Source organism: Paenibacillus sp. ov031 (genome assembly GCF_900143165.1).
GTDB lineage: Bacteria > Bacillota > Bacilli > Paenibacillales > Paenibacillaceae > Paenibacillus > Paenibacillus marchantiae.
This window is the reverse complement of record NZ_FRDO01000001.1, coordinates 662,280-686,929: the sequence shown is the minus strand read 5'-3', so window position 1 is coordinate 686,929 and position 24,650 is coordinate 662,280. Positions and strand designations below refer to the sequence as shown.

Below are 24,650 nucleotides of genomic sequence, written 5' to 3'. Positions count from 1 at the left end.
TTTTTGTTTGTCCTCTATAAGAACTTTATGCGCTTTTATGTAAGCTTTGTTTTCATATTAAAATTAAATGATTTGCGTTTCGTGCAATGTGTTTTATAATTAAAACATACGAGAGCAATGCCTGTCGTATCATTATGATGCAGTCAGCGGTGATATATTGAAGAGTCCCAACTTACATAGCAACCATATCCCAACCGAGTACGAATTCAAGCATTCCAAATGGATCAAAAAAATGCTTCGCGCTTACTGGGTCGTCGTATTAACGCATGTTGTCATTCAAATAGGCTGCTTTCTGTTTCTTGATTATGATCGCACTCCAGAAGATTTCATGATCTACGTTTTATTTTGGCCTACGTTAGCCAGCGCTTTCGCTATTCTGATCGCCAGTTGGGTGGAACGCCGTTTCAGTTCGTTCTCCTTCTATTCCATGTCCGTGGCCAGCACAGTGATTGCCTGGACCATCATACGTGTCAATTACGACATTCGCATTATACTGGCCATATGTCTGTTGCCGATCTTTGCTTCGGTACTGTTTTTCAACAAGAAACGGGTATGGACGGTATGCCTCATGCAGATGATTGGCTATGTCATCGTACTCTGCGACCCAGCCTATCGGCTGTACTTATCTTCGTTTGATATGGTTTCCATTCCGGCTTTTCTCATTGTAGGTACATATGTTGCACAATTGATTGTTACGAGCGGCGTCGAGGTACTGGATGATCTTCAGGCCAGTATGCTTGCCAAGCAGGATCTGATTGTGCGAAACGCCATTATGAGCAAGCAGTCCAAGACAGACGGGTTAACCAATCTGTATAATCAAAGCTCCTTTAAGGACTACTATGAAAAAGCGTTTGAGTATGCCAATAATGGCATGAGTCTACATTTAGCTCTGATTGATATTGACAACTTCAAGTCAATTAATGATACATATGGGCATCGGGTGGGAGACACCATTCTGGAGAGAGTCTCTCTGATCATTCAGGAGAACATCACATCAAGCGATATCGCGGCGCGTTATGGTGGAGAAGAATTTGCACTCTTAATGTTTGAGCAACCCTTCGAGCAAGCTTATGCCTTAGTGGAGCAGATCCGCAAGAAAATTGCTCGTCTCGTTCATCTGGAGCTTGAAGGGCAATATATTACGGTAAGTGTCGGACTTAAAAGCTACAGCGCTCATCTGTCCAAGGACAAGCTGTTTGAGGAAGTGGATGCATGTCTCTATGCCGCCAAACGAACGGGGAAAAATAAAACGATGACGTCCCTTGATCTGGTTTAATCCTCCAAAAAAACGCAAAAAAGTAGTGCTGTTCACCGGGAATCCGGCTGTACAGCACTACTTTTTTTAACGCTAATCGTCACTCAGAATATATTGGTTCACTCTGCCCATTCCCAGCGATGTGCATTTTGCTCCAGCTTCGGGTGGAGCTTAACGGCATCTCCATCAATAATCAGACGTACTTCCTTAATCCAATCTTTGAACGAATCAAATGATGCGAACTGATTCGCCATCTCTACAGTGAGGTACAGGAAATGGGGAGCGGGATACTCTTCTGCTATATGACGCAGGGCTGCTTCGATCGGCGTATACTTCTTTCTCTTGCCTTCCCAGCCTTCCACCCGTATGCGGGAGGATGCATACTCCCTTCTCCAGTCATGAAGACGGTCTTCCCTTTTGTAAAAAGGCTGCACACCATCCTTGCTCATTCTCTTCACTGTATTCTCATGCAGCGGATAGAGCACAAGTTGCACAAAAGAACGTGTGTCCGCAATAGCAGCGGCGCGTTCAAGCTGTTGATCCGTTACGTGTTCAAATGAATCATAGAAAATCAGCGTGCCTTTCCGGGTAGCCGGGGGCGGTTCATAACCATAGGGTACATTGGTATATTTTCCAGACATCTCATCGCTCCTTGCCTGTATGCGGATCAGTTAACTCTTACTTTATATTATATTATTCTCTAACTGTGTTCTTCAATTCTGGATAGAATGTCATTCTATTTTTGCCCGCACGTTTCGATTCATACAACGCCTCATCTGCCATGCGGATAATTTCACTCGGATTGCCACTGTTCGTAGGATACTCAGCTCCTCCAATGCTGCAGCCGATATGAATTCGCTCATATTCAATAATAAACGGCTTATTCAGGCTCTGGATGATATCTTCTGCATAGGTACGAGCTTCTTCTCTTGGATTGCTTCCCACAGAGCGAAGCACAATGAGGAACTCATCTCCACCAAGCCTTACCGTGATGCCCATATCATGACTGAGACTGGTCAAACGCTGAGCCACTTTCTTCAGCAGAACATCTCCGGTCTGATGCCCAAGCGTATCATTCACACTTTTGAATCCATCCAGATCAAGGTAAAGGAATGTTAATGTGTGATTTTCACTTTCCATCTCCAAGGATTCTTCCAGATAGAGCTCGAGCGCTGTTCGGTTCGGTAGTCCGGTCAATTGGTCGTAATGGGCCAGATTCTGCATAACAACCAGTTCCGAATCTTTATTCGTTAGCGAAGTCAACATATCTCCCAGTGAACGTGACAGTACTTCGATTTCCCTAAAGCCTCGATTTTCTGGAATCTGTACTTGCTCTCCAGCACCAAGCCGATTCGCCACTTGAGTTAGCCGTGCAATCGGGGCCGAGATCTGGCGGGAGATCAGCCAGCCAATCAGTGCAAATAGCACCGTAACCGAGAGCCCTGCCCACACATTGAACCAAAGCATGTCGGTCACGGAAGCAAACGCTGCTGACTTGAGCTGACGAATAACCACCGTCCACCCCAGACCCGGATAGTCCAAATGCCCTTGGCTAGTAGCAAATCCTGTTACATATTCTTTTCCATCCGGCCATTCTTCTATGGACCAGCTGCTTTTGTTCAGTCTTGCCCATTCAATGCCCGATAGCTTTAAAGGACGACCAATCCATTCTTTTGGACCAAGCAGCACCGTATTTTCCTTTTGACTGACAATAAACATCTCGATGTCCTTTTCCTCATGTTTCAGCGGCTCCAGGACACTTTCCTCCATTTCCTTCGCCCAGGCCCAGCTCAAATGTGCGGCAAGCACGCCAGCAATCTCTCCGTTCTTGTATTTCACCGGAAAGCTGATATCAACAAATTGCAGTGGTTCGCCGGTTGGGTTCGGAAGCAGCTTCGCCAGAAGGACTGCATCATGGACATCTCCGATAAATTTACCCTTGATTCCCTCCTGATACACAGGTCGTTCCGATAAATTTTCACCACGCAATATGCCTTCTGTGGAAGCCAGCACTTTTCCTTCGGGATTCATGAATCCAACCCATGAGAATGTGGGAAAGCTATCTTGAAGCTGATTCAGCAGCATCTGCATTTCGGCAGGCTCGAAGCGGTCCTCTAGAGCAATCATTCGGCCCAGAAGATCCAATTCTCCTGAACGCGACCACATGAAGCGATCCAGCTTGTCTGAAGTCTGAGAAGCCGTGCTGATGAGGGCATGACCAATCTCCGTTTCGACAGCTATGGATGATTTTTGACTTAGAATATAACCAATCGTGAGTGTAACCAACAGGGATAACACAGCGAAGGTCATGGTGAGAACAGTTTTAAGCTTGAATGACATAACTTCCTCCAATAAACGGTGAAACCAGCTTGCTTTTTTCAACATCATTCATGCTGTTAAGAACTACGGGATGTCACCTATTCGTTTTCATCTTTATCGGAAATAATGTCTTTTTTCATTATACATTTCCATACAATATGGGAACGCTATTCGCACCTTGTTTCTTCCATTCAAAGAATAGTCACGATTCTGTATATACATACTTGGGTTATGAATATAGAGAGCAAGCATGCTCACAGAGCCATATGAGCACGGTTTGCCACAACAAAGAGCATTAGAAATTCAGTCATTGGGGGTGTAATGTTGAGCCTGCTTCATGTTGCTGTGATTCTGCCTTTTGCCGCTGGTATTGTACTTGCCATGCTGCATCGTTTCTTCCGTAAAATACATATGGGATGGCTGGTTTTACTTGTCCCGGCCCTATTATTTGTTTATTTTGCGAGCCTCGTACCCGCCGTGTCTCAGCGCAATACGGTATCTGGGTATATCCCCTGGATTCCGTCACTGGACATTGGATTTAATCTATATCTTGATGGTCTAAGTTTGCTGCTGACATTGTTAATCACCGGTGTAGGAACACTGGTGGTGCTCTACTCCATTTTCTACATGGATACCAAAGAAGCCTTAAACCGCTTTTATTTGTATCTACTGATGTTTATGGGAGCCATGCTTGGCGTGGTGCTGTCAGACAATATGATTGTGTTGTATGGATTCTGGGAGTTGACCAGTATTACGTCCTTTCTCCTGATCGCTTTTCACTACAAACGTAAAGAATCCACCTCAGGCGCACAGAAATCGTTCCTCATTACCGTATTTGGCGGATTCGCCATGCTTGCCGGATTCATGCTGATGTATCTCATGACAGGCACGTTCAGCATCCGTGCAACCATTACGGAATGGGGACAGATTCAGGATAGTGCACTATTCTTGCCCGCTCTTGTGCTGATTCTGATCGGTGCTTTTACGAAATCGGCGCAGTTCCCGTTCCACATATGGCTGCCTGACGCCATGGAAGCTCCAACACCGGTTAGCGCCTATCTGCATTCGGCGACCATGGTCAAGGCGGGACTGTATGTCGTCGCCCGGTTTACACCCATCTTTGGTGGACAGGGATTATGGTTCTGGCTTGTCACCGGGGTTGGACTGCTCACCCTGTGTTATGGATCATTCCTTGCCGTGAAAAAAAATGACCTTAAGGCGATCCTGGCCTACTCTACCATCTCACAGCTTGGTTTAATCATGTCCCTGCTCGGCGTTGGCTCGGCGGCCATCTATTTCGGATATGGCGAATCCTCCGCGATGTACACGGTTGCCATTACGGCAGCACTGCTTCATCTGTTCAATCACGCTACCTTCAAAGCGGCACTGTTCATGGTCGTTGGCATTGTGGATCATGAGACAGGCACGCGGGATATAAGGAAACTCGGCGGACTTGCTTCATTTATGCCAGTGACCTTTACGGTAGCGCTCGTCGGAGCACTCGCCATGGCCGGAATTCCGCCGTTTAACGGATTTCTGAGCAAGGAGCTGTTCTTCCAGGCTATGGTGGAAGTAACACACCTCCGCATCTTTGGACTCGGATCATGGAGTATACTCATGCCTGTGTTCGCCTGGCTCGCAAGTGTGTTCACTCTGATCTATGCGCTTATTATTGTGTTCAAAACGTTCCTTGGTCGCACCCGCAGCGAGATTCCTGCCGAGAAGCTGCATGAAGCTCCCGTTGGCATGTTAATTCCTCCGGTTATTCTCGGGATACTCGTGATCATATTCGGTCTATTCCCGAATCTGCTGGCTGGATCATTAATTGAACCAGCGATGGCTGCTGTACTTCCATCACTGTTGAACGGAAATGAACACTTTGATGTTCATTTCTCTCTATGGCATGGCATCACACCAGAATTAATCATGACCATTGGTGTAATCGCCCTCGGTATTACATTGTACAAACTGCTGCCGCGCTGGAGAACGATTTATGAGCATTACCCACAAGGGTTAACGATAAACAATATGTACCATGTCGTACTCGATAACCTTCAGCATTATGCACGCAAATGGACGGAAGCCTATATGAATGGCTCGGTTCGTAACTACCTGGTATACATTTTCTCGTTCACCGTTGCATTGCTGGTTTATGCTTTTTTCCGCTCGGGGGAAAATATCACCTGGAATTTCAAGGGCAACGCCCCTTTTTCTTTCTATGAAGCAGTACTGCTCCTCGCACTGATTGCATCAGCGGTTTCGATCCCTTTTGCCAAGAACAGACTATCCGCAGTCATTATGACAGGCGCAGTGGGTTACCTCGTCACATTACTGTTCGTGCTGTTCCGAGCGCCGGATCTGGCATTGACCCAGATGATTGTCGAAACGGTATCCGTTGCACTGTTTCTGCTCTGCTTCTATCATCTGCCTGAACTGCAACGAGGCAAATCAAGCCGCAGCTATCTTAGTGTAAATATGATTGTTGCCATTGCCGTAGGCGTGGTCATGACCTTTGTTGCATTAGCTGCGAGCGGAACCGCGTCACTCGAGAGCATTTCGGACTTTTTCATTCAGGAAAGTTACAATCTGGCTGGCGGCAAAAATGTCGTCAACGTGTTGCTGGTGGACTTCCGTGGTTTTGATACCTTACTGGAGATTATGGTACTTGGGGTAGCTTCGTTGTCCATCTACTCCATGATTAATCTGAATCTTGAAGCGAGGGACCTTGGCGCAAGACTGAAATTCCGCAAGAAAGAACAGACTGAAGAAACCGATGAAGATACGGATGACAAAGCGGACAATACGAAAAAGTATGGCAACCGTGAACGTAGCTCATCAACCTGGGATACCGTACCACTGCAAAGCAACGATGTGTTGTTGCAAACAACGACCAAGGTTGTTGTCTTTATCATTCTGACCTTCGCGCTGCATCTGTTCTTCGCAGGACATCATAACCCGGGTGGCGGGTTCATTGGCGGTCTGGTGACCGCCGCTGGTCTCGTGTTAATTGCGCTGGCGTTCAGTACAGATACTGTACGTAAAGCGTTACCTATCGATTTTCGCACCTTGACAGCCATCGGGCTGGGCATTGCCTTATTGACTGGAGCAGGCTCGTTTTTGTTCGGCGTACCCTTCCTGAGTCAGACCTTTGGTTATTTCGATCTTCCAATACTCGGAGAAACAGAACTTGCAACCGCGATGCTGTTTGACCTCGGCGTATATCTCGCCGTCCTGGGAGTCACCATGAATATCATTCTACAGATCGGGGAGGATCGCTGATATGGAAATATTGATGTGTGTGGCCGTTGGCATTTTGTTTGCAGTCGCCGTCTTTTTAATCTTATCGCGGAGCCTGCTCCGGATCGTGCTTGGCATGTCCATACTCACTCACGGGGTGCATCTACTGCTGATTACGATGTCCCGTCTCAAAACTGGAGCACCACCGCTGCTTGGGGAGCAGGCTGAACGCTACGTTGATCCACTTCCCCAGGCGCTGATATTGACATCCATTGTTATTAATTTCGGACTTACCGCCTTTTTCTTTGTACTTTCCTATCGTTCCTATCTGAAGCTGAAAACAGACGATATGGAAGAAGTAAGGGGGCGTCCTTATGAATAATCTCGTTGTTCTGCCCATTCTACTGCCACTGATTACAGGGGTTATAGCCCTTCTATTCTTCCGGCGGGTAAACATCCAGCGGGTTGTGAGTGTTATTGGCCTTTTGCTGACCGCAGCCGCTTCAACTGTCCTGATTACCCAAGTGACACAGTCCGGCATACAGACGCTCAATATGGGAGGCTGGGAACCACCCTACGGTATTGTACTTGTTGCAGATATGGTATCGGCCTTGCTTGTCGTGGCCGCTTCGATTATTGCACTGGCGTGTCTGCTCTATGCCTTCCGCAGTGTAAATAAGGAACGGGAAGAACATCATTTTTACCCGTTCTTTCATTTCCTGATTGCGGGCGTGAACGGTTCGTTTCTTACCGGAGACCTGTTTAACCTGTTTGTCTGCTTTGAACTGATGCTCATCTCTTCTTATGCACTAATTGTATTGGGAGGTACGGAAAGACAATTACGAGAAACGATCAAGTATGTGTTGATTAACATTGTCTCTTCTGCACTATTTGTTGCCTCTATCGGCTTTCTCTACTCTATTACAGGCACATTAAACATGGCCGACTTGTCCAATCGGATCGCCGAAGTTGGACAGAGTGGAGTCATCACCCTGATCGCTGTCTTGTTCCTGATCGTATTCAGTATCAAAGCCGGACTGTTCCTGTTCTTCTGGTTATCCGGCTCTTACGCAGCCCCTCCGGCAGTGGTCACCGCCCTATTCGCCGGTTTGCTGACCAAAGTTGGCCTGTACGCCATTGTGCGAACATTCACACTGATTTTCTATCATGACCCGGATTTCTTCCATGCCCTTATCGGCTGGATGGCTGGAGCGACCATGGTACTCGGAGTAATCGGCGCAATTTCCTATCGTGACGTCAATAAAATACTGATCTACAACGTGATCGCAGGGGTGGGATTTGTAGCCTTCGGGATGGCTGCTGCCAGCCGTCCTGCACTGGAAGGTCTACTCTTCTACATGCTGCATGATATGCTCATCAAAACACTGCTATTCCTGCTCGGAGGCGCTCTGATCGCGGTCGCAGGCACCTCCAAACTCGACAATATGGGCGGGCTGATCCACCGCTACCCACTGCTTGGCTGGATGTTCTTCATCAGTGCACTTGCGCTGGCAGGTATTCCTCCGTTCAGTGGATTTCCTGGGAAATTGTTGCTGTTCGAAGGCGGGTTGCAGGCAGGTCTGTACGGACTGACAGGCATTGCCGTCCTTTCCAGCCTGCTGATGTTGTATTCGGTTCTTCGCATCTTCATCCAGGCGTTCTGGGGTGAACCGCCGGCAGGCGCAGTGAGAAGACCTTACGCCGTGAACGGCCTGCTCATCCCTGCCGGAATTCTGTTTGTGTTCATCATCGCGATGGGTGTGGGGGCTGAGGGTATGTTCCAACTGACCTCCCGCGCAGGCGACATTCTGCTGCATCCCAATGTTTATATTGATGCAGTGTTGAAGGAGTAGATGCGTATGGCCTTTCAGATTGTACTGAATCTGATCATTGCCTTTGTATGGATGTTTCTAAATAATGAGTGGAATGGGGTTGGCTTTCTCACGGGTTATCTGCTGGGTCTGCTATTGATTGGGAGCATGCGGCGATTCTTTCCACAACGCTTCTATATCGTTCGTGTCTGGGCAATCATCAAGCTGATTGCCTTGCTGTTCAAGGAACTGGTACGGGCCAGTATTGAAGTTATTCGCCAAATTGTGAAGCCGAAGCTTGATATTCGGCCCGGCATATTTACCTATCAGACACAGCTGTCCTCCGACTGGGAAGTTACACTCCTGTGCCTGCTCATCTCACTGACGCCAGGTTCCCTTCCACTTGAAATTTCGGGGAATCAACGCAAATTATTTATTCATGCATTGGATATCAAAGACGAACAGAAAATGAGTGATGATATCAAAAACACGTTTGAAAAAGCCATTATGGAGGTGACACGATAATGTTATCCTCACTGTTATTCATTTCCTTGCTTATTCTCTCCCTAGCGATCCTGGGTTGTCTGTACCGGGTGCTGCGGGGACCCTCCATGGCCGACCGGATTACGGCACTGGATACGATCGGTATTAACGTCATTGCCATCGTTGCAGTTCTATCCATGATGCTTCATACCCAAGCTTATCTGGATATCATTCTGTTGATTGGCATTCTCGCTTTTCTAAGCACAGTTGCATTTGCACGATACATTGAACGGGGGGCGGTATTCAAAAATGAAGGAGATCGTTGATGGAACCGCCGGAATTGTCATTGGGCTCATTGTCTTGCTGGGAGCATTACTGAGCGCATTTAGTGCATTCGGACTGATCCGACTGCCAGATGTCTATTTACGGGCACATGCCGCCACCAAAAGTACTACACTCGGTGTACTTTGTGTACTGAGCGGAACGTTTCTCTTCTTCTGGTATTTCGATAACTATATCAGTGCTCGGGTATTGCTTGGCATTGTGTTTGTATTTATCACAGCACCGGTAGCCGGACATCTGAACGGACGGGCTGCCTATCGCACAGACGTACCTCTATGGGAACAAAGTGTACAGGATGAACTTGAGCCACTTTTGAAAGGTAAAAAGGTCAACCACGAGGCCAAGGATATGATGGAATAGTCACTTGGTTAACAAGCAAATACCCCCGGGACATGCCTCACATTACGTGGCCGTCCCGGGGGTATTTTTGGCTATACGATTCAGCTTAGTCCAATCTATGTTCGTGGAGTAGCGGGACGAAGCTATATTTTAACCGGATCAAAATCCATTCAGTCCCTGTCTTCTCAGATCAGCAGCAACGATTCGTGCAAGCTGAGCAGCACCATCACGATTCGGATGCAGCGTGTCTCCTGTCATATACAAGGCCAGTGTTGCAGCCGGTCCAATGGAAGTGAAATAAGCCGAACTGAGTTTGTTCAGTTCTACAAGCGTCACGCCCTCTTCCTGAGCCAGTGCACGTGTAGATGCATTGTACCAGCGATTCTCCGCAGTATGCACATTGGCTGAATTGAAATCAGTTGCCCGACCCTGAGGTGTCGATAGAATGACGGTGGCTCCTTTATTTTTGACCTGACGGACCATGTCACGCATGATCTCCTTGAATTCTGCTTCGGTTGTATTGTTCTTGGCATTGGTATCGTTAATCCCTAATTGCAAAATAAAGTAGTCTCCTGGCTTAATATACTTCAAAATTGCTTCCATCTGTCCATCATCGCGGAAACCTCTTGCAAATTGACCACTAGAGGCCATATTGCGAACTTGAAATGTACTGGTATTCACGTAGGAAGGAAAAAGCTGTCCCCAGCCACCCTGTATACTGCTGCTGAGTGGATAGTAATTGCAGACCGTCGAATCGCCACCAATATAGATCGTACGGTTCGTCACCGTCTGATTCGATATTTTCCGGATTTCAAGTGCGCTGAGTGTATATGCCGTGCCTTCCTTGCCTTCTGTTACCAGTAGATTTAACTGTCCATCCGTCACCGGAATTTGAAATTGATCGGTCGCCCCATTCCCCGTCATATTAATGATCTGGTAAACGCCTTCTGCGGCCACACTCGATCTTGCTGTATTGCCCAGGACCACTTTGACCTCATAGAGACCATTGGACAGATCCACATTAAACGTATTCGTACTCTTCGTGCCAAAGGTGACAAACTGAACGGCATCACTTGCAACGCCCGTTCCAGATGCAGATACATTACGCATATTAGCAGGTGTATTGAATCCATAACCTTTTGCTGAATTGTAGGCCTCCGTTGCTGATACACCAGTGTAACCATTCTCAACTGCACCAGCACCAAAATCAAATTTGTACTCATTCGCCGCAGCTTGGGCGATCTGTCCGCCATTAGCTGCCAGAGCACCTCCAATCAGACTAGTAATCAGGGTAAGACAGAGCAAATACCGCACGGATTTTGACCATTTCATAACTAAACTCTCCTCTCAAAGGTTCATTTGTATGATTGCCTTACAGAACGTTATCAAGCCAGTCATAGGCTTTCGCTCCGCTGATCTCATGGCCTCCTGTAAAAAAGTCTGCATCGAGCCATTTCTGTGCTCCCGCCTGTTCATAGATCTCTGTCAAACGTGCATAGGCTTCTTTTGCTGTTGGCAGCGGAAATACCTGATCTTCACTTCCAGCTTCAATAAATAGCGGCCTGGGTGCGATCAGACCTATGATATCCGGCAGCTCTGCTTCCCGCAGAATTCCTGGAATATAATTGTCGAGGCAATGATTTCTGTCCAATATGCTGCCCTGGAAAGTACTAGCGTAACCGCTCACCACAGCCGCACGGCACCGTTCATCCAATGCAGCAGTGAATGCTGTCACGAGTCCACCACCCGAGATGCCCATGCTGCCGATCCGCACTGGATCAGCTTCAGGGCGGGTGGTTACGTAATCCATCACACGCATCGTTTCATAGATTCGGTGCCCGGCCAGGGTCTGCCCAGTCATGAGCAGATGGGCGGCAATTTTGGTACAGGAGCTAGCGCCGGGTGGTGCATCCCGATCCTCCTCCAGCCTTCGGTCACCAAATCCAAGCAATTCAGGAGCGGCAACCACATATCCACGCTGTACAAGGGCGACGGCGAAGTCTTTATGCAAGCCAGGCTCTCCTTTACGCGGTGAACCGTCGGGTTCCAAGCCGGAGATCTCCCGGCTACCATACCCGTGTCCATGGCAGGCTATAATGGCGGGGCGTGATTCTTTGGTAACGCTTACTAAATTCGGTATCAGCATATAGATAGGCATGCGCAACCCTGCGTAGGTCGTAATCTCAACCCGCTCACGAATGTAGCCATCACATGAGGTGCGTTCGAGCAGTACGGGATTCAGCTCCGCCACCACGGATGGGAAGCCGCCCAGCCGATCTATAATCCGTGCTCGCAACTGGCTGCGCCATTGCTCAAGAGATTGACCCGTCTGGTACGCGGAGCGTCCACGCGGGCTTGTTTGTTTTTGCAGATAAGATTCAATATCCGACATTACCGTTCATCCCTCCTGTGGATTCAAATGATAGACGTATGTAAGAAAATATATGTTGGACTTGTCCAGTCTATTATAAATCACGGTACAGTCGGTGAATTGAACATTATTGCCTGTTTTGGGCTGAATTCACACTATTTTGATGAAAAAAAGGATATCCTCGCATACCTGATCTTCAGGCTCCGAGAACATCCTTCTTAATCCGGCCTTTTATTCCCTGTGCCCTGGTAGCCACCAGTTCCATCTGCCCATCAATTTCATAAGTGCAGGTACCAGCACCAGGCGGATAATGGTTACATCAATGAACACCGCCGCTGTAATTCCGATTCCCAGCTGTTTGACACCCGCCACGTCAGCAAACGCAAAAGGCACAGTCACTGCCAGTAGAATCGCCGCCGCCGATGTAATCAGACGTCCGGTTGAAGCCAGTCCTTGCTGTACGGCCAGATCACTATCCCCTGTTCGTCTGTATACCTCCTGGATGCGGGTCAGCATAAATACGCCATAGTCCATCGAAATACCAAAGACAAGCCCAGCAATGAACACGGGAATCATAATGGCAATGGCAGATGGCTCCATGCCAAAATGGCCCTGATTAAAGACCAGTACGAGCACGCCGAATGAAGCAGCCAAGCTGAGCAGATTCATCAGAATGGCTTTGATTGGAATGAGCAGTGACCGGAATGCTGCGAGTAATACGAGATAATTCGATACCACAACAAACACCAGCACTTTGGGCAGTTGACCTGAAACTTCTTGCATGATTTCATGTTGCATGACTGCTTCTCCCCCATAACGCAGAGGTATGAAGGGAATGGAGTTAGCGCTGTCCTTGGCCCTCATCTGTTCGAGCCAGGATGCAGCCTCATCGGAACCCGGTGCTCCGTGAATGGTAGCCACAATACGAATAGAGTAGTCGGACACATATGAACGCAGCCATGCAGGCGGCTGAGATGTGGTTTCTTTCAGTGCCTCACGCAAAGATGATGATAAGATGTTCATTTGAGATTGAATATAAGATTGAGATTGGCCTGAGAGCTTGTCCGGCAGCATGATCCCCCACGCGGACTCAACAGCCACCACATTCGAATCCTGCTGAAGCTCTTGCATTTTACTCAACGCCATTCGCCAATGAAATGTGGTCAACGGCTCTCCCGTTCCACCAATTACAATCTCTACAGCAGATACATTCTTTTGTCCAAAAATACTCTGGATCTGCTCAGTCGCTTGACGAGACTCCATTCTGCCAGGCAAGGAAGAAGCATCCGGAATGGCGATCTCTAACCGGGCAACCGGTAGAACAAAGAGAAGCAGCGCACCCGTTCCAAGCAAGGCCATCCGAACCGGCCGTTTCATAATGATGCCTGACCAGAATGACCAGATCGAACGTGAAGGCAATGATTGTTGATGCTGGCCCTGCTTTGAAGAGATGGAATGCCCGGAATGTTGTCTAAAGATTCGCACAGAATAGAGGGATAGAATGGCTGGCAGCAGTGTTATATTCAGCAGGACCGATATGACGAGCACGACAATGGCTCCCAGGGATACACTCAGAAACATCGGCAGTCTAATCCAGAGCAGACCGAGCAGCCCTAACAGCACACAAGCAGCAGAAAAGAATACGGCTCTGCCTGCTGTTCGCAGCATTCTCTGGAGAACTTCCTCGGCCCTCGAACCTGTTTCTTCGCTATTCTGACCTCGCTGGAGTTCCTCACGGTATCTGCTGAGAATTATCAGAGCAAAGTCTATGCTGAGCGCCATTCCCACCATCGGAATAACATTGATCACAAAGTTGGAGAGCGCCAGATGGTAACCCATTAGGGATGTAACTCCCATTGCCGTTATGACGCCGGACACTCCCATAATGACTGCAATTAGCGCTGCATAAAGACCTCTGAATGCAAAACACAAAATGACGAAGGCAAGCGGCAATCCCACAATCTCTGCCCGTTCCAAATCGCGAAAACTGAGACGATTTACATCCTGCTGTACAACGGATTTCCCTGTTATTTGGATCGTTCCCGTACCGTCTGTTGTAAGCACGGAACGCAGCTGTTCAAGCGGCGGACCCATCTTGTGAGGCGGTACATCAAACGCCAGCAAAGCATAGGCCACATCCCCCCGCAGCATCCGGCTTCCACGTGATTCAAGCGGAGAGATTATGGACGTTACACTTGACAGTGTACTCACCTGTTGCAGACGATTTTTAATCCAGCCCCGGAATTCGACGGGGGTAGTGCCTGTCTTTTTTTCAAATAGAAGAATAACCGGATCAGCAGGAACATGGAACTCTTTCTCCAGAATAAGCTCTACAGCATGAGCATCTCCCTGGTTCAAGTTCAATCCATGATCCTGAACAATACCAGGCAATTTCCATGCCCAGATGGCTGACATCCCGATGACAAACACCCAGCAGAGAATGATGAACCGCGGATATCGGCTAATGAGGACAGCAAGGCTGCGATAACCCATACCCAAGCTCCTCTGCTATCAGATTGGTAATTCCGATTCTTTTAAATTGCGCCTTGATTCACTGTTTCTCTTTCTTCAACGGATGCAGGAACATAAGTAAAAGGAAGCAATTCGGCTGTTAAACCCGGTCCAAATGCAAGTGCAATTCCGCTGGAAGCTTCTTCATTTTTACGATAATCATCGCGGATGGCTTGTAAAACAAACAAAATCGTCACAGAGGATAGATTTCCATAATCCCGTAAAATGTTTCGGCTGTAAGCGACCTGTTCATCTGACAGCTGGTACAGCTTCTGCACCGCATCCACAATACCTCTGCCTCCGGGGTGGATCGCCCAGATTTCTGGTAGATCGCTGCCGTTCAGTAATCGTTCAACCTCTGGACCAAGATGTAAACCCAGCAGCTTCGGAATCTGTGGCGAGAGATACAGATCGAAGCCGGTATTGCCCACTTCCCAGATCATCTCTTCAGAACAGTCTGGCAGCAACACGGAATGCCCGCTACCCAATCTGAACAGTTCTTTGCGTCCTGTTCCGGACAGGCCCACAACACAGGCAGATGCGCCATCACCGAAGAAGGAGGCTGCGAACAGGTCATCCCGCTTAGCGGAAGGCTGAAAATGAAGGGTGCACAGCTCCACACATACGATAAGAACTGTAGCGTCTTTCTCACTCGTCACAATTGAATTTGCTAACTGTACAGCTTTCAGACCAGCGGCGCATCCCTGGAACACAAGCGGAATCCGGTTAATACGTGGCGATAGTTCAAGCTGCTGAATCAGCCGAACATCGAGACCGGGCAGGAATTGCCCTGTGCAACTGACGGTAATGAGATGTGTAATCTCTGAAGTCGAAACGATGGCATCCTCGAGTGCCTGACGCGCTGCCTGGATTCCAAGCGGAACGGCTGCTTCCTTATATTTGGCCATACGTTCGGCTGTGGTCGGAACGTTCTCCGCCTGGGTAAAGGGCAGATAACGGCAAGACTCTACTGGCTCCAGCAGGTTCGGCTCACATGAATAACGCGTCTCGACACCGCACTGGTTGAATATTCGCTTGGCCCATCGTCTGGAATCCGGTTCATGCTCCAGCGCTTGTGCGAGCCGAGCAGACACATCCTTTTGCTCAATGCGGTGAACAGGCAATGCCGTTCCAATTCCTATGATACTTGCGGCTACGGTTCCATCAAGTTGGTTCATCGGCTCCAACCTCCTTATATATAAATGGGTTCTTGTCACATGTGCAGGATATAGTACAAGTCTATTCAGGGCTTGCCCCCTTTATGTTCACGAAACAAGCAAAGGCGGACAACATATGCGAATTCCGCACATGTTGTCCGCCTTATTAAACGACGATTATTATTATCTTATCCGGACCCATTCTTCAATAGATCGTTCAGCCTGCTCCGCTGCTACTCCGGCCTTACCACCGTAAATCTCTCGCCAAGTTTGGCATAGTCATTTCCAGCCAGTCTGCTAATCGGTTTCAGCTGATCCATCAATATATATTTGGTGGCAGGATCATACACGTTCTCACTGAAATGGTATTGTACAATGCGAACCAGAAGCAAATCACTCACAGGTTTTCCCTCATCGTTCGATATCAGTATATGCTGATACAACTTACACTCCATCCGAATGAGTGCTTCCTGTATTGCTGGTACGGAGACCACCGTACTTGGTACAGTCGTTAGATTTGTCCGTTCCAGCTCACTTTCGTGGGGCTCCAGCATGGCAGCAGTCTCGTTCATGTCAAGAGCAATCGATTCATCACAGATATGTACTACCAGTTCTTGCAAGGAAAGCACATTGCGAGCCGTATCTTTCATAACGCCATCCTTGCGACCGATGGATATGGATAATATCGGCGGGTCAGAGCTGACTATATTAAAAAAACTAAAGGGCGCTGCATTAATGACGCTACCATCATGAGAAAGTGTTGTCACAAATGCGATTGGGCGCGGTACCACCGAACCACTCATCAGTTTATAGTTATCTCTGCCCGTCAATTCTCGCGGATCCAAAGTATACATCATTAGCTATCCCCTTCCGTAATTGTAAAACGATACTGACGAGCTTCACTTCATTAGTAATTATATATCGTAAAATGTTGAAATCACAAAAAACTCCCTGGTGCTCATCGCACCAAGGAGTATACACATTCGGATTCGTATTTGATATCTATTATTTTACAATACTGTTCTGAATGTCTTCCATAATTTGAAGGTTCGCTTGAACTCCACTATACAACCAGCTGCTCGAACGGGTAAATTCGAATAAGTTACCATTTTTCACTGCCGGGATGCTTTGCCATACCGGATCTTTCAGTGCTTCTGAACCAGTACCTTCATCACTATTCACAAAGAACAAGTAGTCTACATCCATTTCCGCCAATTTTTCCAGCGAGATGGAAGACCAGTTACCTGTCGCATTAGCAGAGATTTCTTTCACAACTTCAGGCTCAGCAAGACCCAGTTCCTTGTACATCACTTCACCACTGGATACATTGTCACTTACGATGAAGAATTTGCCGCTAACCAACCAAATGGCCGCTGCCGATTTCGTTCCACCTGTAACGGTATTGATTTTTTCCTTGATTTCTGTGGCTTTCACTTCGTAATCATCCAGCGCTTTTTGTGCTTCATCGCCTTTATTCAGAATTTCGCCGATTTTCAGCAGCGCTTTGCGCCAGTCGCTGTTGACTTCGTCGCCAAGTACATAAGTAGGCGCGATCTTGCTGTATTGTGCGTATTTCTCGCCTTCAACCACACTTTCGGAACCGATGATAATCAGATCCGGGTTGAAGCTTGTTACCGCTTCGAAAGGAAGATCGAAGGCAATCGTTGGAATGCCGTCCAGATCTTTTTGCAGATACTCCTGGATTCCGTTGGCTACGGACCATTGGGCAACTGGCTTAACGCCAAGTGTAACCAGATTATCTTCCAGATACGAAGCGATGATACGCTCCGGATTTGCAGGGATTTTCACTTCGTGACCCATTGCATCTGTCAATGTACGTTCTGTCGGAGCTTCTGTCTGTGTCTCTGTCTCCGTTGCTGTATTGTTCTCTCCTGCTGCTGTACCGTTGTCTGCTGGCTTCGATCCGCATGCTGCCAGCCAGATGGACATGACCATTACAGTGATCAGAAGCATGACCATTTTTTTATTTTTCTTAAACAAGTGACTATCCCCTTTCAATATGAACACCTCAATGGAATGAGTTGTTATGACAGACTTAGACGTTTATGCATTATTCATGCATATAATACTGATATGTACTTTTGTCCAATTCCATTGACAATGATAATTGTTATCAACGAAGTTGTCAATGCAGCTTTTGCCTTTTAAGATCGAAAGCCCTTCATTCGAACAATTCACATTTAGGCGGATGCCGCCATAAGCTAATTCAAGAATACGATGACAGGAAGGATGTTCGTACATGGATTACGTTTATAACACCTATTCAGGATATGATGAGGATCGTTCGTTTCAATTGCCCCCACTATTCCCAGGAGGCGCTCCAGGAGGTCAGCCTGTGCCAGGTTTTCCGGGATCACCAGGTTCCTATCCCCCATTCATTCCCGGCGGAGGTAGTGGCGGTCAACCTCCTTACTTTCCTGGAGGCGTACCCGGTACGGCACCGGGTGTGCCCGCTCAGCTATCACAAGGCAATCTGCCTACCCTTCTAAGCGCTTATCCACGCCCGGTAGGTCAGCCCCCGGCTGAGATGGTTTTTCTGTATAACCTGATCAAAAGCAGCCCTGGTCTTCTACCGCTATTTATCCAGCAACAACCACAGAATCTGACCCAGGCTGTGCAATTTGCTCAATCTGGAGTAGCAACACCTCGTGATCCTGAGCAACGTGTACTGCAAAATTTCTGTTATAACCGCTGGTCTCTCGTATTCACATACAATGACGTTTACTTAATGTGGCCATCCACCAATCTGTTCGGTTTTGTCATTGGTTACTTCTATCCGTTCCTGACTCCAGGTATCCTGCTCAATACACAGATTTTGTTTGCTCTCTGCTAGATCACGTTCACACATAGAACAAGCGCCCCAGTTGGAGGACAAAACCTTCCAATTGGAGCGCTTTTTTATGGCTACATTATTTCTTATTATCAGCAAGCATTTATCTAATCACAGCAACAATGCAATACATTTCACGCCAGGCGTTTTTCACCCTGACGTTTACCGTTCTTGCCTACCATAACAAAGTAAATCAGCAAAGCACCAAGATCCGCACAAGCGATTACAATGCCCATTGGCACAGCTGTGCCTTCTCCTCCAAGACCTACAAGCGGAGCGACAATACCACCAAATAGGAACGTCATAACCCCAATAAGTGCTGATGCACTGCCTGCTGATTTCTCTTGATTAGCCATCGCCAGTGAGAAGGAAGCCGTATTAACCAGCCCCACACTGGATACCACGAGAAATAACGGGATCAGGACCGAAATCAGATTACCTCCTGCTAGAATGGCGATGAGCAGCGATGTTCCTCCCAGAGCAGCAGTTATCAGTCCTGCGATCAACAGACGAGTTTCTGATACTTTACCTGCAAGTCTTCCGGCAATCTGACTTGCCAATATGATGCCCAGACCGTTAATGGCGAAGCAGATACTGAACATTTGCGGGGAAATGCCATATATTTTTTGAAGCACGAACGGCGAACCCGATATGTAGGCAAACATACCAGCAGATACAAACCCTTGGGTTAAAGCATATCCCATGAACAGGCGATCCCCTGCAATTTTGCGGAATGTAATCAGCGTCTGCTTCAGTCCTCCGCTAGATCGTCGCTCTGCAGGCAGTGTCTCTCCAAGACCAACCACGACAGCAACTAAAGTCAAAATCCCGATGATACTCAGCAAAATAAATACGCCACGCCACGACGTATACGCAAGCAATTGCCCGCCGATAATTGGTGCAGCAATGGGTGCGACCCCATTAATCAGCATTAAGAGTGAGAAGAAACGTGTTAGCTCCGGCCCGGAATACACATCCCTCACCACTGCACGCGAGATGACAATTCCCGCAGCTCCCGCTGCACCCTGAATGAAACGCAGCACAACAAAAGAGCCCATCGTTGGGCTGACCAGACAGAGTATGGAGGCGATCGTATAGAGAATAAGACCTGCAATAAGCGGCGCACGACGACCACGTACATCACTTAGAGGTCCAGCCAGCAGCTGCCCTGCGGCCAGTCCGACCATACATGCCGTTAGACTGAGCTGGGCATAAGAAGTGGATGACTGGAATTCATCGGCCAGTGTAGGCAGTGCTGGCAAATACATATCCAGGGACAGCGGCCCAAAGGCCGACAGTGTCCCCAGAATCAATGCCATACGTACACGGGATGTAGAATTGGTGCTTAATGAAGCTGGTGTACTTTTCATATGAATAACATATTCCTTTCCCTGCGGTAGTTCACGTTTCCTTATTGTTCCCCGTTTCCTAACAGCTTGAGCAGGTTGGAAGGTAGCGTGAACTGTTGATTGTTAATGATAATACGGCGTAGTTCTTCTTCATCCCGCTCATTCTCGGCGTCCTTGATCTCCTGAATCTCCCGGTGCAGTCTCTCCATTTGTTGATCCAGTGCGTTGGCAGAGTCTGCTGCACTTTTCAGTTCTTTCGTTAAACGCTCGGGAACATCCTTATTGTATTTATAAAAGATTTTATGCTCCAGGCTCGCCCAGAAATCCATCGCAATCGTACGAATCTGGATTTCCACACACGCCCGCTCTTGTCCATTAGACATGTAAACAGGCACTTCAACCAGAAGATGAAGGCTCTGGTAACCGTTTGGCTTCGGATTCTGGATATAATCTTTCACTTCTAGCACACGCAGGTCACTTTGATTGCACAGCATATCCTTAATCCGGTAGATATCGGAGATAAAGGAGCAGGTAATTCGCACACCCGCGATATCCTTAATATTTTCCTTGATGCTTTCAAAGGTTAACTCGTGATTTTTGCGGAACATCTTGTTCATAATGCTCTCAGGTGACTTTAATCTGGATTTCGTATGTTCGATCGGGCTGTAATCATGCAGGGACTGAAATTCTTCCTTCAGCACCTCGATTTTGGTCTCCATTTGATCCAAAGCAAATTTATAAATCATCATAAATCTCGTAATTTCATATTTAAATTTCTTGAATTGATCAATCGGATGTGGAGCGTTCATCATGGTTTTCTTCCTTTCTTCGTGCACACTAAAGTTAGTTTTATAAATACGAGGACAGAGGTCAATTCACATGTCTCCTGAACCATTATAAATCATATGGAGCCAATAAACGAATTTCTCGCACCGAACGGCTGTTGCTGGAGGAAAGGTATGGGAACCTCGTTTAGGCGCATCCTAAAGAAGAATCATGGTCAATTGGCACACCATTTCCGATGAAAGAGGTCGATCCCCCTGCTCTATCATGTGACGTATTCGTCCGATGCGCTTCGGGTAAAAGGCTATTTATGCCTGCCTGACGGCTGCTTCTTACCCGCCTTCTCGCCGTTAGAAAACACTCATAGCAGCCCTGCCTTCCAAGGCTTCACCGTAACGCAAGAATCCATGCAAATGCAACAGCTCGCAAGCCGCTACCCTCCTGTAGAACAACACACCATGGACGGTATTGATGCACGTTGGCCGGTTCTGATCTATTGCCGCGGTGGGTTGGGCAACTATGGTGGGGTAAATACCGCTTGGCTGGAGCAATTTGTCCATAAAGGTTATATCGTGTTCGCTCCATCATACCGTGGTAACGAAGGTGGCGAAGGACGTGACGAGTATGGCGGACGAGATGCCGAAGATGTACACGCCGCTTACCGACTTGTGCAAGAGTGGCCCTTTGCCGATACGAAGCGAATTTCAATGATGGGATTTTCGCGTGGAGCCATTAATGCCGTACATACAGCAACAACCTACAATGAAGGACCTCAGCAGGTACATAAACTGGTGCTTTGGAGCGGTGTCGCCGATGTGGAACGTACCTATCATGAACGAACCGACTTGAGACGTACTTTGAAAAGGGTGCTTGGCGGTTCGCCACGTTCAGTTCCGGAAGCTTATCTCGCCCGTTCTCCCTTGTCGAAGGCACACAAACTCCATTGTCCTGTGCTGATCATGCATGGCACGTCTGATACGCAGGTGAATTACAGTCATGGAACCCGGATGTATCATTGGCTGAAACGTAGAGGTGCCAACGTTACATTTCATGCTTATGGGGGACAGGATCATCGTTTTCAGGAGAGGATGCATGAGGCGGCAGTGAACAATATGTTTGACTGGCTTGCAGCACCTTAGCTGCAGAGTAGGCATGATTTAAACAAGTTTGCTGCTATGGGAAATTGGGCTTCATCATAAACTTCATTTTGAAGGATCATGCGTTGTGGATGTATACTGGAGGGGTTACGTTTTTTTGAAAGGACGGATGATTATGAATCAAAATACCCTCCAAAAGTACGCAATGCTGCTGTTATGCATGTCTGCTGGAATGGTTGATGTGATCGGATACCTGGGACTAGGGCATGTGCTTACAGCCAATATGACGGGTAATATTGTGCTGCTGGGGATCGCGATTGCCCGTGCTCAGGAATTGGTTGTGCTGCGTGCACTCCTTGCCCTCATTGGTTTTATTGCTGGTAATGCCATTGCGGCATACATGATCGGACATGTGCAGACGAAAAATGGCTGGTCTTCCAGGGTCACAGCTGTGTTCACTGTAGAAAGTATATTGCTTCTGCTCTTTGCCATCGCTATGATCAGTCCTTATTCGGAACAAGTATCCTATTTGCTGATTGCTATGCTGGCCACCGCCATGGGGATGCAAACGACTGCGGCACGCCGCATTGGGATTGCCGGTATCTCAACGACCGTACTTACCAATAATCTGGCCGCCGTGGTTGAGGATGCGGTAAGCATCCTTCAGCGACTTCGACACGCCAATATCCGCTCGCTGGTCAAAGCGCTATCAGCAGATGCATACCTTCGCGCAGGTGCCGTTGTGATCTATTTGGGCGGCGTTATTCTAGCTGCGATGTTGTTCCACCACGTACCCATGATGGCAGTCTGGATACCTGTTCTGATCGTTGGAGGAGTCACCCTGTACGCACGGTTATACTCCAGAGGAACGACCAAAGCAACGTCGACGGATGACATTTAACGTTAGCTCTCATGCCATTATTGAACGATTCATTTCATTAATGATGCTTCCTGTCTGATGAGTTCAACCAGATGCTGTGCGGCAGGAGATAACACTTCCCCTGCTCGTGTACAGACGGCTACGGTGTTTTTCAACTGTACACCTCGAACGAATACACGTGCCAACCTGCCCTGTTGTACATCTTCCTTTACGACCAGAGAAGAAATAAAGTTGGCTCCATAACCTGCCTTCACCGCACTAATCGTTTCGTTCAACCCATTGAACTGAAGCGCAATGCGGGGAGCGGCCAGGTTATTTGTTGTGCAAAGAGAGACCAGACGCTCCCGTGTAGCGCTGCCTTCTTCACGCATAATGAAAGGCTCTGCCACCATCTCCCGAAGCTCAATTTCCTTTCCCGCATAGGGATGATCGGGATGTACCACAAACCACATTTCATCTTCAAACAATTCGTCCCAATGAACACCTGAATGTGTAATGCCACTTCCACCATAAACCGCAATCTCGGCCTCATAACGCAGCAGTTGGTCAAAAGCCATCCGAGTATTGGTTGTGCTCACAACCAGCTCCACATCCTCGTGCATTTGCTTGAAACGGGCAATCCAGCCCGGAAGCAGAAAATTCGAGGGCAAATAGGTTGCGGTAAGACGAATCATCCCTTTCTTGCCTGCACGAAAATCCTGCACAAAGTTCTCGACATCCTGCTCCAGCATGAACAGACGTTCCGCGTAGCCTGTTAATTGCATTCCAGCATCGGTAAGAACCAGTCTTCTCCCCTCCGAAGCAAATAGTTGAATGCCCAATTCCCGCTCAAACTTCTTCACCTGAGAGGATACCGCTGGCTGGCTAATGTTGAGTTCTTCCGCCGCACGCGTGACTCCTCCATATCTCACGATGGCATGAAACAATCGTAATCCGTGCAAATTCAACCGCAACACCTTCTTCACTTGAAGTATATAATCTAAAGTTATATTAACATACATAATATATATTTTATTTATGTATTTGTTCCCTTTATAGTTGAAGTATGAAATCCAATACATGCAATCGGAAAGGAACATGTAACGATGAACAATGTGAATGGTTCTACTCAACAGCAAACCTGGAGTCAAGTCGACGACTATTTGAACACCTTATTAATCCCCTCGGATCCCCTGCTGGAGCAGGCACTACTTACCAATGCGGAAGCCGGCTTGCCCGCTCATGATGTAGCACCTAATCAAGGGAAATTGCTTCAGCTCCTGCTTCAAATACAAGGCGCAACTCGTGTGCTGGAAATCGGGACGCTTGGCGGATACAGTACGATCTGGATGGCTAGAGCGCTTCCCGAAAACGGACGTATCGTCACACTGGAAGCAGATCCACGCCATGCAGAGATGGCACGAACCAACATCACGCGTGCAGGACTTATGCACAAGGTTGATCTTCGAGTAGGTCCTGCCCTGACTACTCTTCCCGACGTTCAGGAAGAGTACAGAGAACCCTTTGATTTCATCTTCATCGATGCTGACAAACCGAGTAATCCCGACTATTTGCGATGGGCGCTGCGTCTGGCTCGTCCGGGAAGTCTGATTATTGGTGACAACATCGTCAGGGACGGTGAAGTTATCAATGCAAACAGTACGGACAACAGAGTTCAGGGCGTTCAGTCATTCCTGAAATTAATTGCAGATAATCCACGTCTTGAAGCTACCGCACTGCAGACTGTAGGCACTAAAGGCTACGATGGATTCGTGATTGCCCGAGTGCTGGAATCCCCTACTGCAAAATAAACAGTGGTCAATTCTTCCGCAAATCCCCCATTCCTGTTAAACTAAAATCACTGCACAGGCAGACTGGGGGAAACC

General features: G+C 47.8%; 22 protein-coding genes. 11 read left to right on the top strand and 11 right to left on the bottom strand.

From position 1 onward, the window contains the following. The first annotated feature begins 157 nt into the window (after nucleotides 1-157). Nucleotides 158-1,276 (top strand): GGDEF domain-containing protein, encoded by a 1,119-nt coding sequence (locus BUA17_RS03160; RefSeq protein ID WP_072732573.1) that lies wholly within the window; start codon nucleotides 158-160, stop codon nucleotides 1,274-1,276. Nucleotides 1,277-1,374: 98 nt separating this feature from the next. On the opposite strand, the gene BUA17_RS03155 is transcribed toward BUA17_RS03160, so the two are convergent. Next, entirely contained in the window at nucleotides 1,375-1,896 is a 522-nt protein-coding gene (locus tag BUA17_RS03155) for a hypothetical protein (protein ID WP_072732572.1), read from the bottom strand. Nucleotides 1,897-1,948: 52 nt separating this feature from the next. Continuing rightward, the gene (locus tag BUA17_RS03150) at nucleotides 1,949-3,595 is read right to left on the bottom strand and encodes a sensor domain-containing diguanylate cyclase (protein ID WP_072733461.1); all 1,647 of its coding nucleotides are present in this window, start codon (nucleotides 3,593-3,595) and stop codon (nucleotides 1,949-1,951) included. Nucleotides 3,596-3,898: 303 nt separating this feature from the next. On the opposite strand from BUA17_RS03150, the gene BUA17_RS03145 reads away from it, so the two are divergent. Genes BUA17_RS03145 through mnhG form a run of 6 tightly spaced genes read left to right on the top strand, consistent with a single transcriptional unit; the run spans nucleotide 3,899 to nucleotide 9,807 of the window. Continuing rightward, a complete protein-coding gene (locus BUA17_RS03145; RefSeq protein WP_072732571.1) occupies nucleotides 3,899-6,853 on the top strand; it encodes a Na+/H+ antiporter subunit A in 2,955 nt (984 codons plus the stop codon). A gap of 1 nt (nucleotide 6,854) precedes the next feature. Then, complete coding sequence (locus BUA17_RS03140) at nucleotides 6,855-7,193, top strand: Na(+)/H(+) antiporter subunit C (protein ID WP_024631879.1); 339 nt, start codon at nucleotides 6,855-6,857, stop codon at nucleotides 7,191-7,193. Beyond that, nucleotides 7,186-8,664: a Na+/H+ antiporter subunit D gene (locus tag BUA17_RS03135; RefSeq protein ID WP_063563410.1), complete on the top strand. Its 1,479-nt coding sequence runs from the start codon at nucleotides 7,186-7,188 to the stop codon at nucleotides 8,662-8,664. Before BUA17_RS03140 ends, BUA17_RS03135 begins: the two co-directional genes overlap by 8 nt. 6 nt (nucleotides 8,665-8,670) lie before the next feature. Then, nucleotides 8,671-9,147 (top strand): Na+/H+ antiporter subunit E, encoded by a 477-nt coding sequence (locus BUA17_RS03130; RefSeq protein ID WP_072732570.1) that lies wholly within the window; start codon nucleotides 8,671-8,673, stop codon nucleotides 9,145-9,147. After that, on the top strand, nucleotides 9,147-9,431 hold the full coding sequence (locus BUA17_RS03125) for a Na(+)/H(+) antiporter subunit F1 (RefSeq protein ID WP_053782045.1): 285 nt from the start codon (nucleotides 9,147-9,149) through the stop codon (nucleotides 9,429-9,431). Before BUA17_RS03130 ends, BUA17_RS03125 begins: the two co-directional genes overlap by 1 nt. Beyond that, complete coding sequence (gene mnhG, locus BUA17_RS03120; protein WP_062324636.1) at nucleotides 9,415-9,807, top strand: monovalent cation/H(+) antiporter subunit G; 393 nt, start codon at nucleotides 9,415-9,417, stop codon at nucleotides 9,805-9,807. Before BUA17_RS03125 ends, mnhG begins: the two co-directional genes overlap by 17 nt. A 138-nt stretch (nucleotides 9,808-9,945) precedes the next feature. Here mnhG and BUA17_RS03115 read toward each other — a convergent pair whose 3' ends face one another. The 6 genes from BUA17_RS03115 to BUA17_RS03090 form a co-directional block, all read right to left on the bottom strand. Next, nucleotides 9,946-11,118 (bottom strand): rhamnogalacturonan acetylesterase, encoded by a 1,173-nt coding sequence (locus BUA17_RS03115; RefSeq protein ID WP_072732569.1) that lies wholly within the window; start codon nucleotides 11,116-11,118, stop codon nucleotides 9,946-9,948. A gap of 40 nt (nucleotides 11,119-11,158) precedes the next feature. Continuing rightward, entirely contained in the window at nucleotides 11,159-12,178 is a 1,020-nt protein-coding gene (locus tag BUA17_RS03110; RefSeq protein WP_072732568.1) for an alpha/beta hydrolase family protein, read from the bottom strand. A 210-nt stretch (nucleotides 12,179-12,388) separates the two neighbouring features. Then, complete coding sequence (locus BUA17_RS03105; protein ID WP_063563405.1) at nucleotides 12,389-14,650, bottom strand: MMPL family transporter; 2,262 nt, start codon at nucleotides 14,648-14,650, stop codon at nucleotides 12,389-12,391. A 41-nt stretch (nucleotides 14,651-14,691) separates the two neighbouring features. Next, nucleotides 14,692-15,846 carry a type III polyketide synthase gene (locus tag BUA17_RS03100; RefSeq protein ID WP_063563404.1) on the bottom strand — a complete coding sequence of 385 codons (1,155 nt, stop codon included), beginning with the start codon at nucleotides 15,844-15,846 and terminating at the stop codon, nucleotides 14,692-14,694. Between the two features lie 212 nt (nucleotides 15,847-16,058). Then, entirely contained in the window at nucleotides 16,059-16,679 is a 621-nt protein-coding gene (locus tag BUA17_RS03095) for a flavin reductase family protein (RefSeq protein ID WP_063563403.1), read from the bottom strand. A 151-nt stretch (nucleotides 16,680-16,830) separates the two neighbouring features. Beyond that, the gene (locus tag BUA17_RS03090; RefSeq protein WP_244552061.1) at nucleotides 16,831-17,826 is read right to left on the bottom strand and encodes an iron-hydroxamate ABC transporter substrate-binding protein; all 996 of its coding nucleotides are present in this window, start codon (nucleotides 17,824-17,826) and stop codon (nucleotides 16,831-16,833) included. Nucleotides 17,827-18,085: 259 nt separating this feature from the next. Between BUA17_RS03090 and BUA17_RS03085 the strand changes: the two genes are divergently transcribed. Beyond that, nucleotides 18,086-18,679, top strand: coding sequence for a hypothetical protein (locus BUA17_RS03085; RefSeq protein ID WP_063563402.1), 594 nt, complete (start codon nucleotides 18,086-18,088; stop codon nucleotides 18,677-18,679). Between the two features lie 131 nt (nucleotides 18,680-18,810). Here the strand turns inward: BUA17_RS03085 and BUA17_RS03080 are convergent, their stop codons facing one another. Both BUA17_RS03080 and BUA17_RS03075 read right to left on the bottom strand, forming a co-directional pair. Next, entirely contained in the window at nucleotides 18,811-20,046 is a 1,236-nt protein-coding gene (locus tag BUA17_RS03080; RefSeq protein WP_072732567.1) for a multidrug effflux MFS transporter, read from the bottom strand. 41 nt (nucleotides 20,047-20,087) lie between these two features. After that, nucleotides 20,088-20,834: a GTP pyrophosphokinase gene (locus BUA17_RS03075; protein WP_063563616.1), complete on the bottom strand. Its 747-nt coding sequence runs from the start codon at nucleotides 20,832-20,834 to the stop codon at nucleotides 20,088-20,090. A 387-nt stretch (nucleotides 20,835-21,221) separates the two neighbouring features. Between BUA17_RS03075 and BUA17_RS03070 the strand changes: the two genes are divergently transcribed. Further along, nucleotides 21,222-21,947: an alpha/beta hydrolase family protein gene (locus BUA17_RS03070; RefSeq protein WP_244552060.1), complete on the top strand. Its 726-nt coding sequence runs from the start codon at nucleotides 21,222-21,224 to the stop codon at nucleotides 21,945-21,947. 133 nt (nucleotides 21,948-22,080) lie between these two features. Beyond that, nucleotides 22,081-22,806, top strand: a complete 726-nt coding sequence (locus BUA17_RS03065) for a YoaK family protein (RefSeq protein ID WP_072733459.1) — start codon at nucleotides 22,081-22,083, stop codon at nucleotides 22,804-22,806. Nucleotides 22,807-22,835: 29 nt separating this feature from the next. Here BUA17_RS03065 and BUA17_RS03060 read toward each other — a convergent pair whose 3' ends face one another. Continuing rightward, a complete protein-coding gene (locus BUA17_RS03060) occupies nucleotides 22,836-23,732 on the bottom strand; it encodes a LysR family transcriptional regulator (RefSeq protein ID WP_072732565.1) in 897 nt (298 codons plus the stop codon). 138 nt (nucleotides 23,733-23,870) lie between these two features. Here BUA17_RS03060 and BUA17_RS03055 point away from each other — a divergent pair, with 138 nt between their 5' ends. Continuing rightward, nucleotides 23,871-24,575 carry an O-methyltransferase gene (locus BUA17_RS03055; protein ID WP_072732564.1) on the top strand — a complete coding sequence of 235 codons (705 nt, stop codon included), beginning with the start codon at nucleotides 23,871-23,873 and terminating at the stop codon, nucleotides 24,573-24,575. The last annotated feature ends 75 nt before the right edge of the window (nucleotides 24,576-24,650 follow it).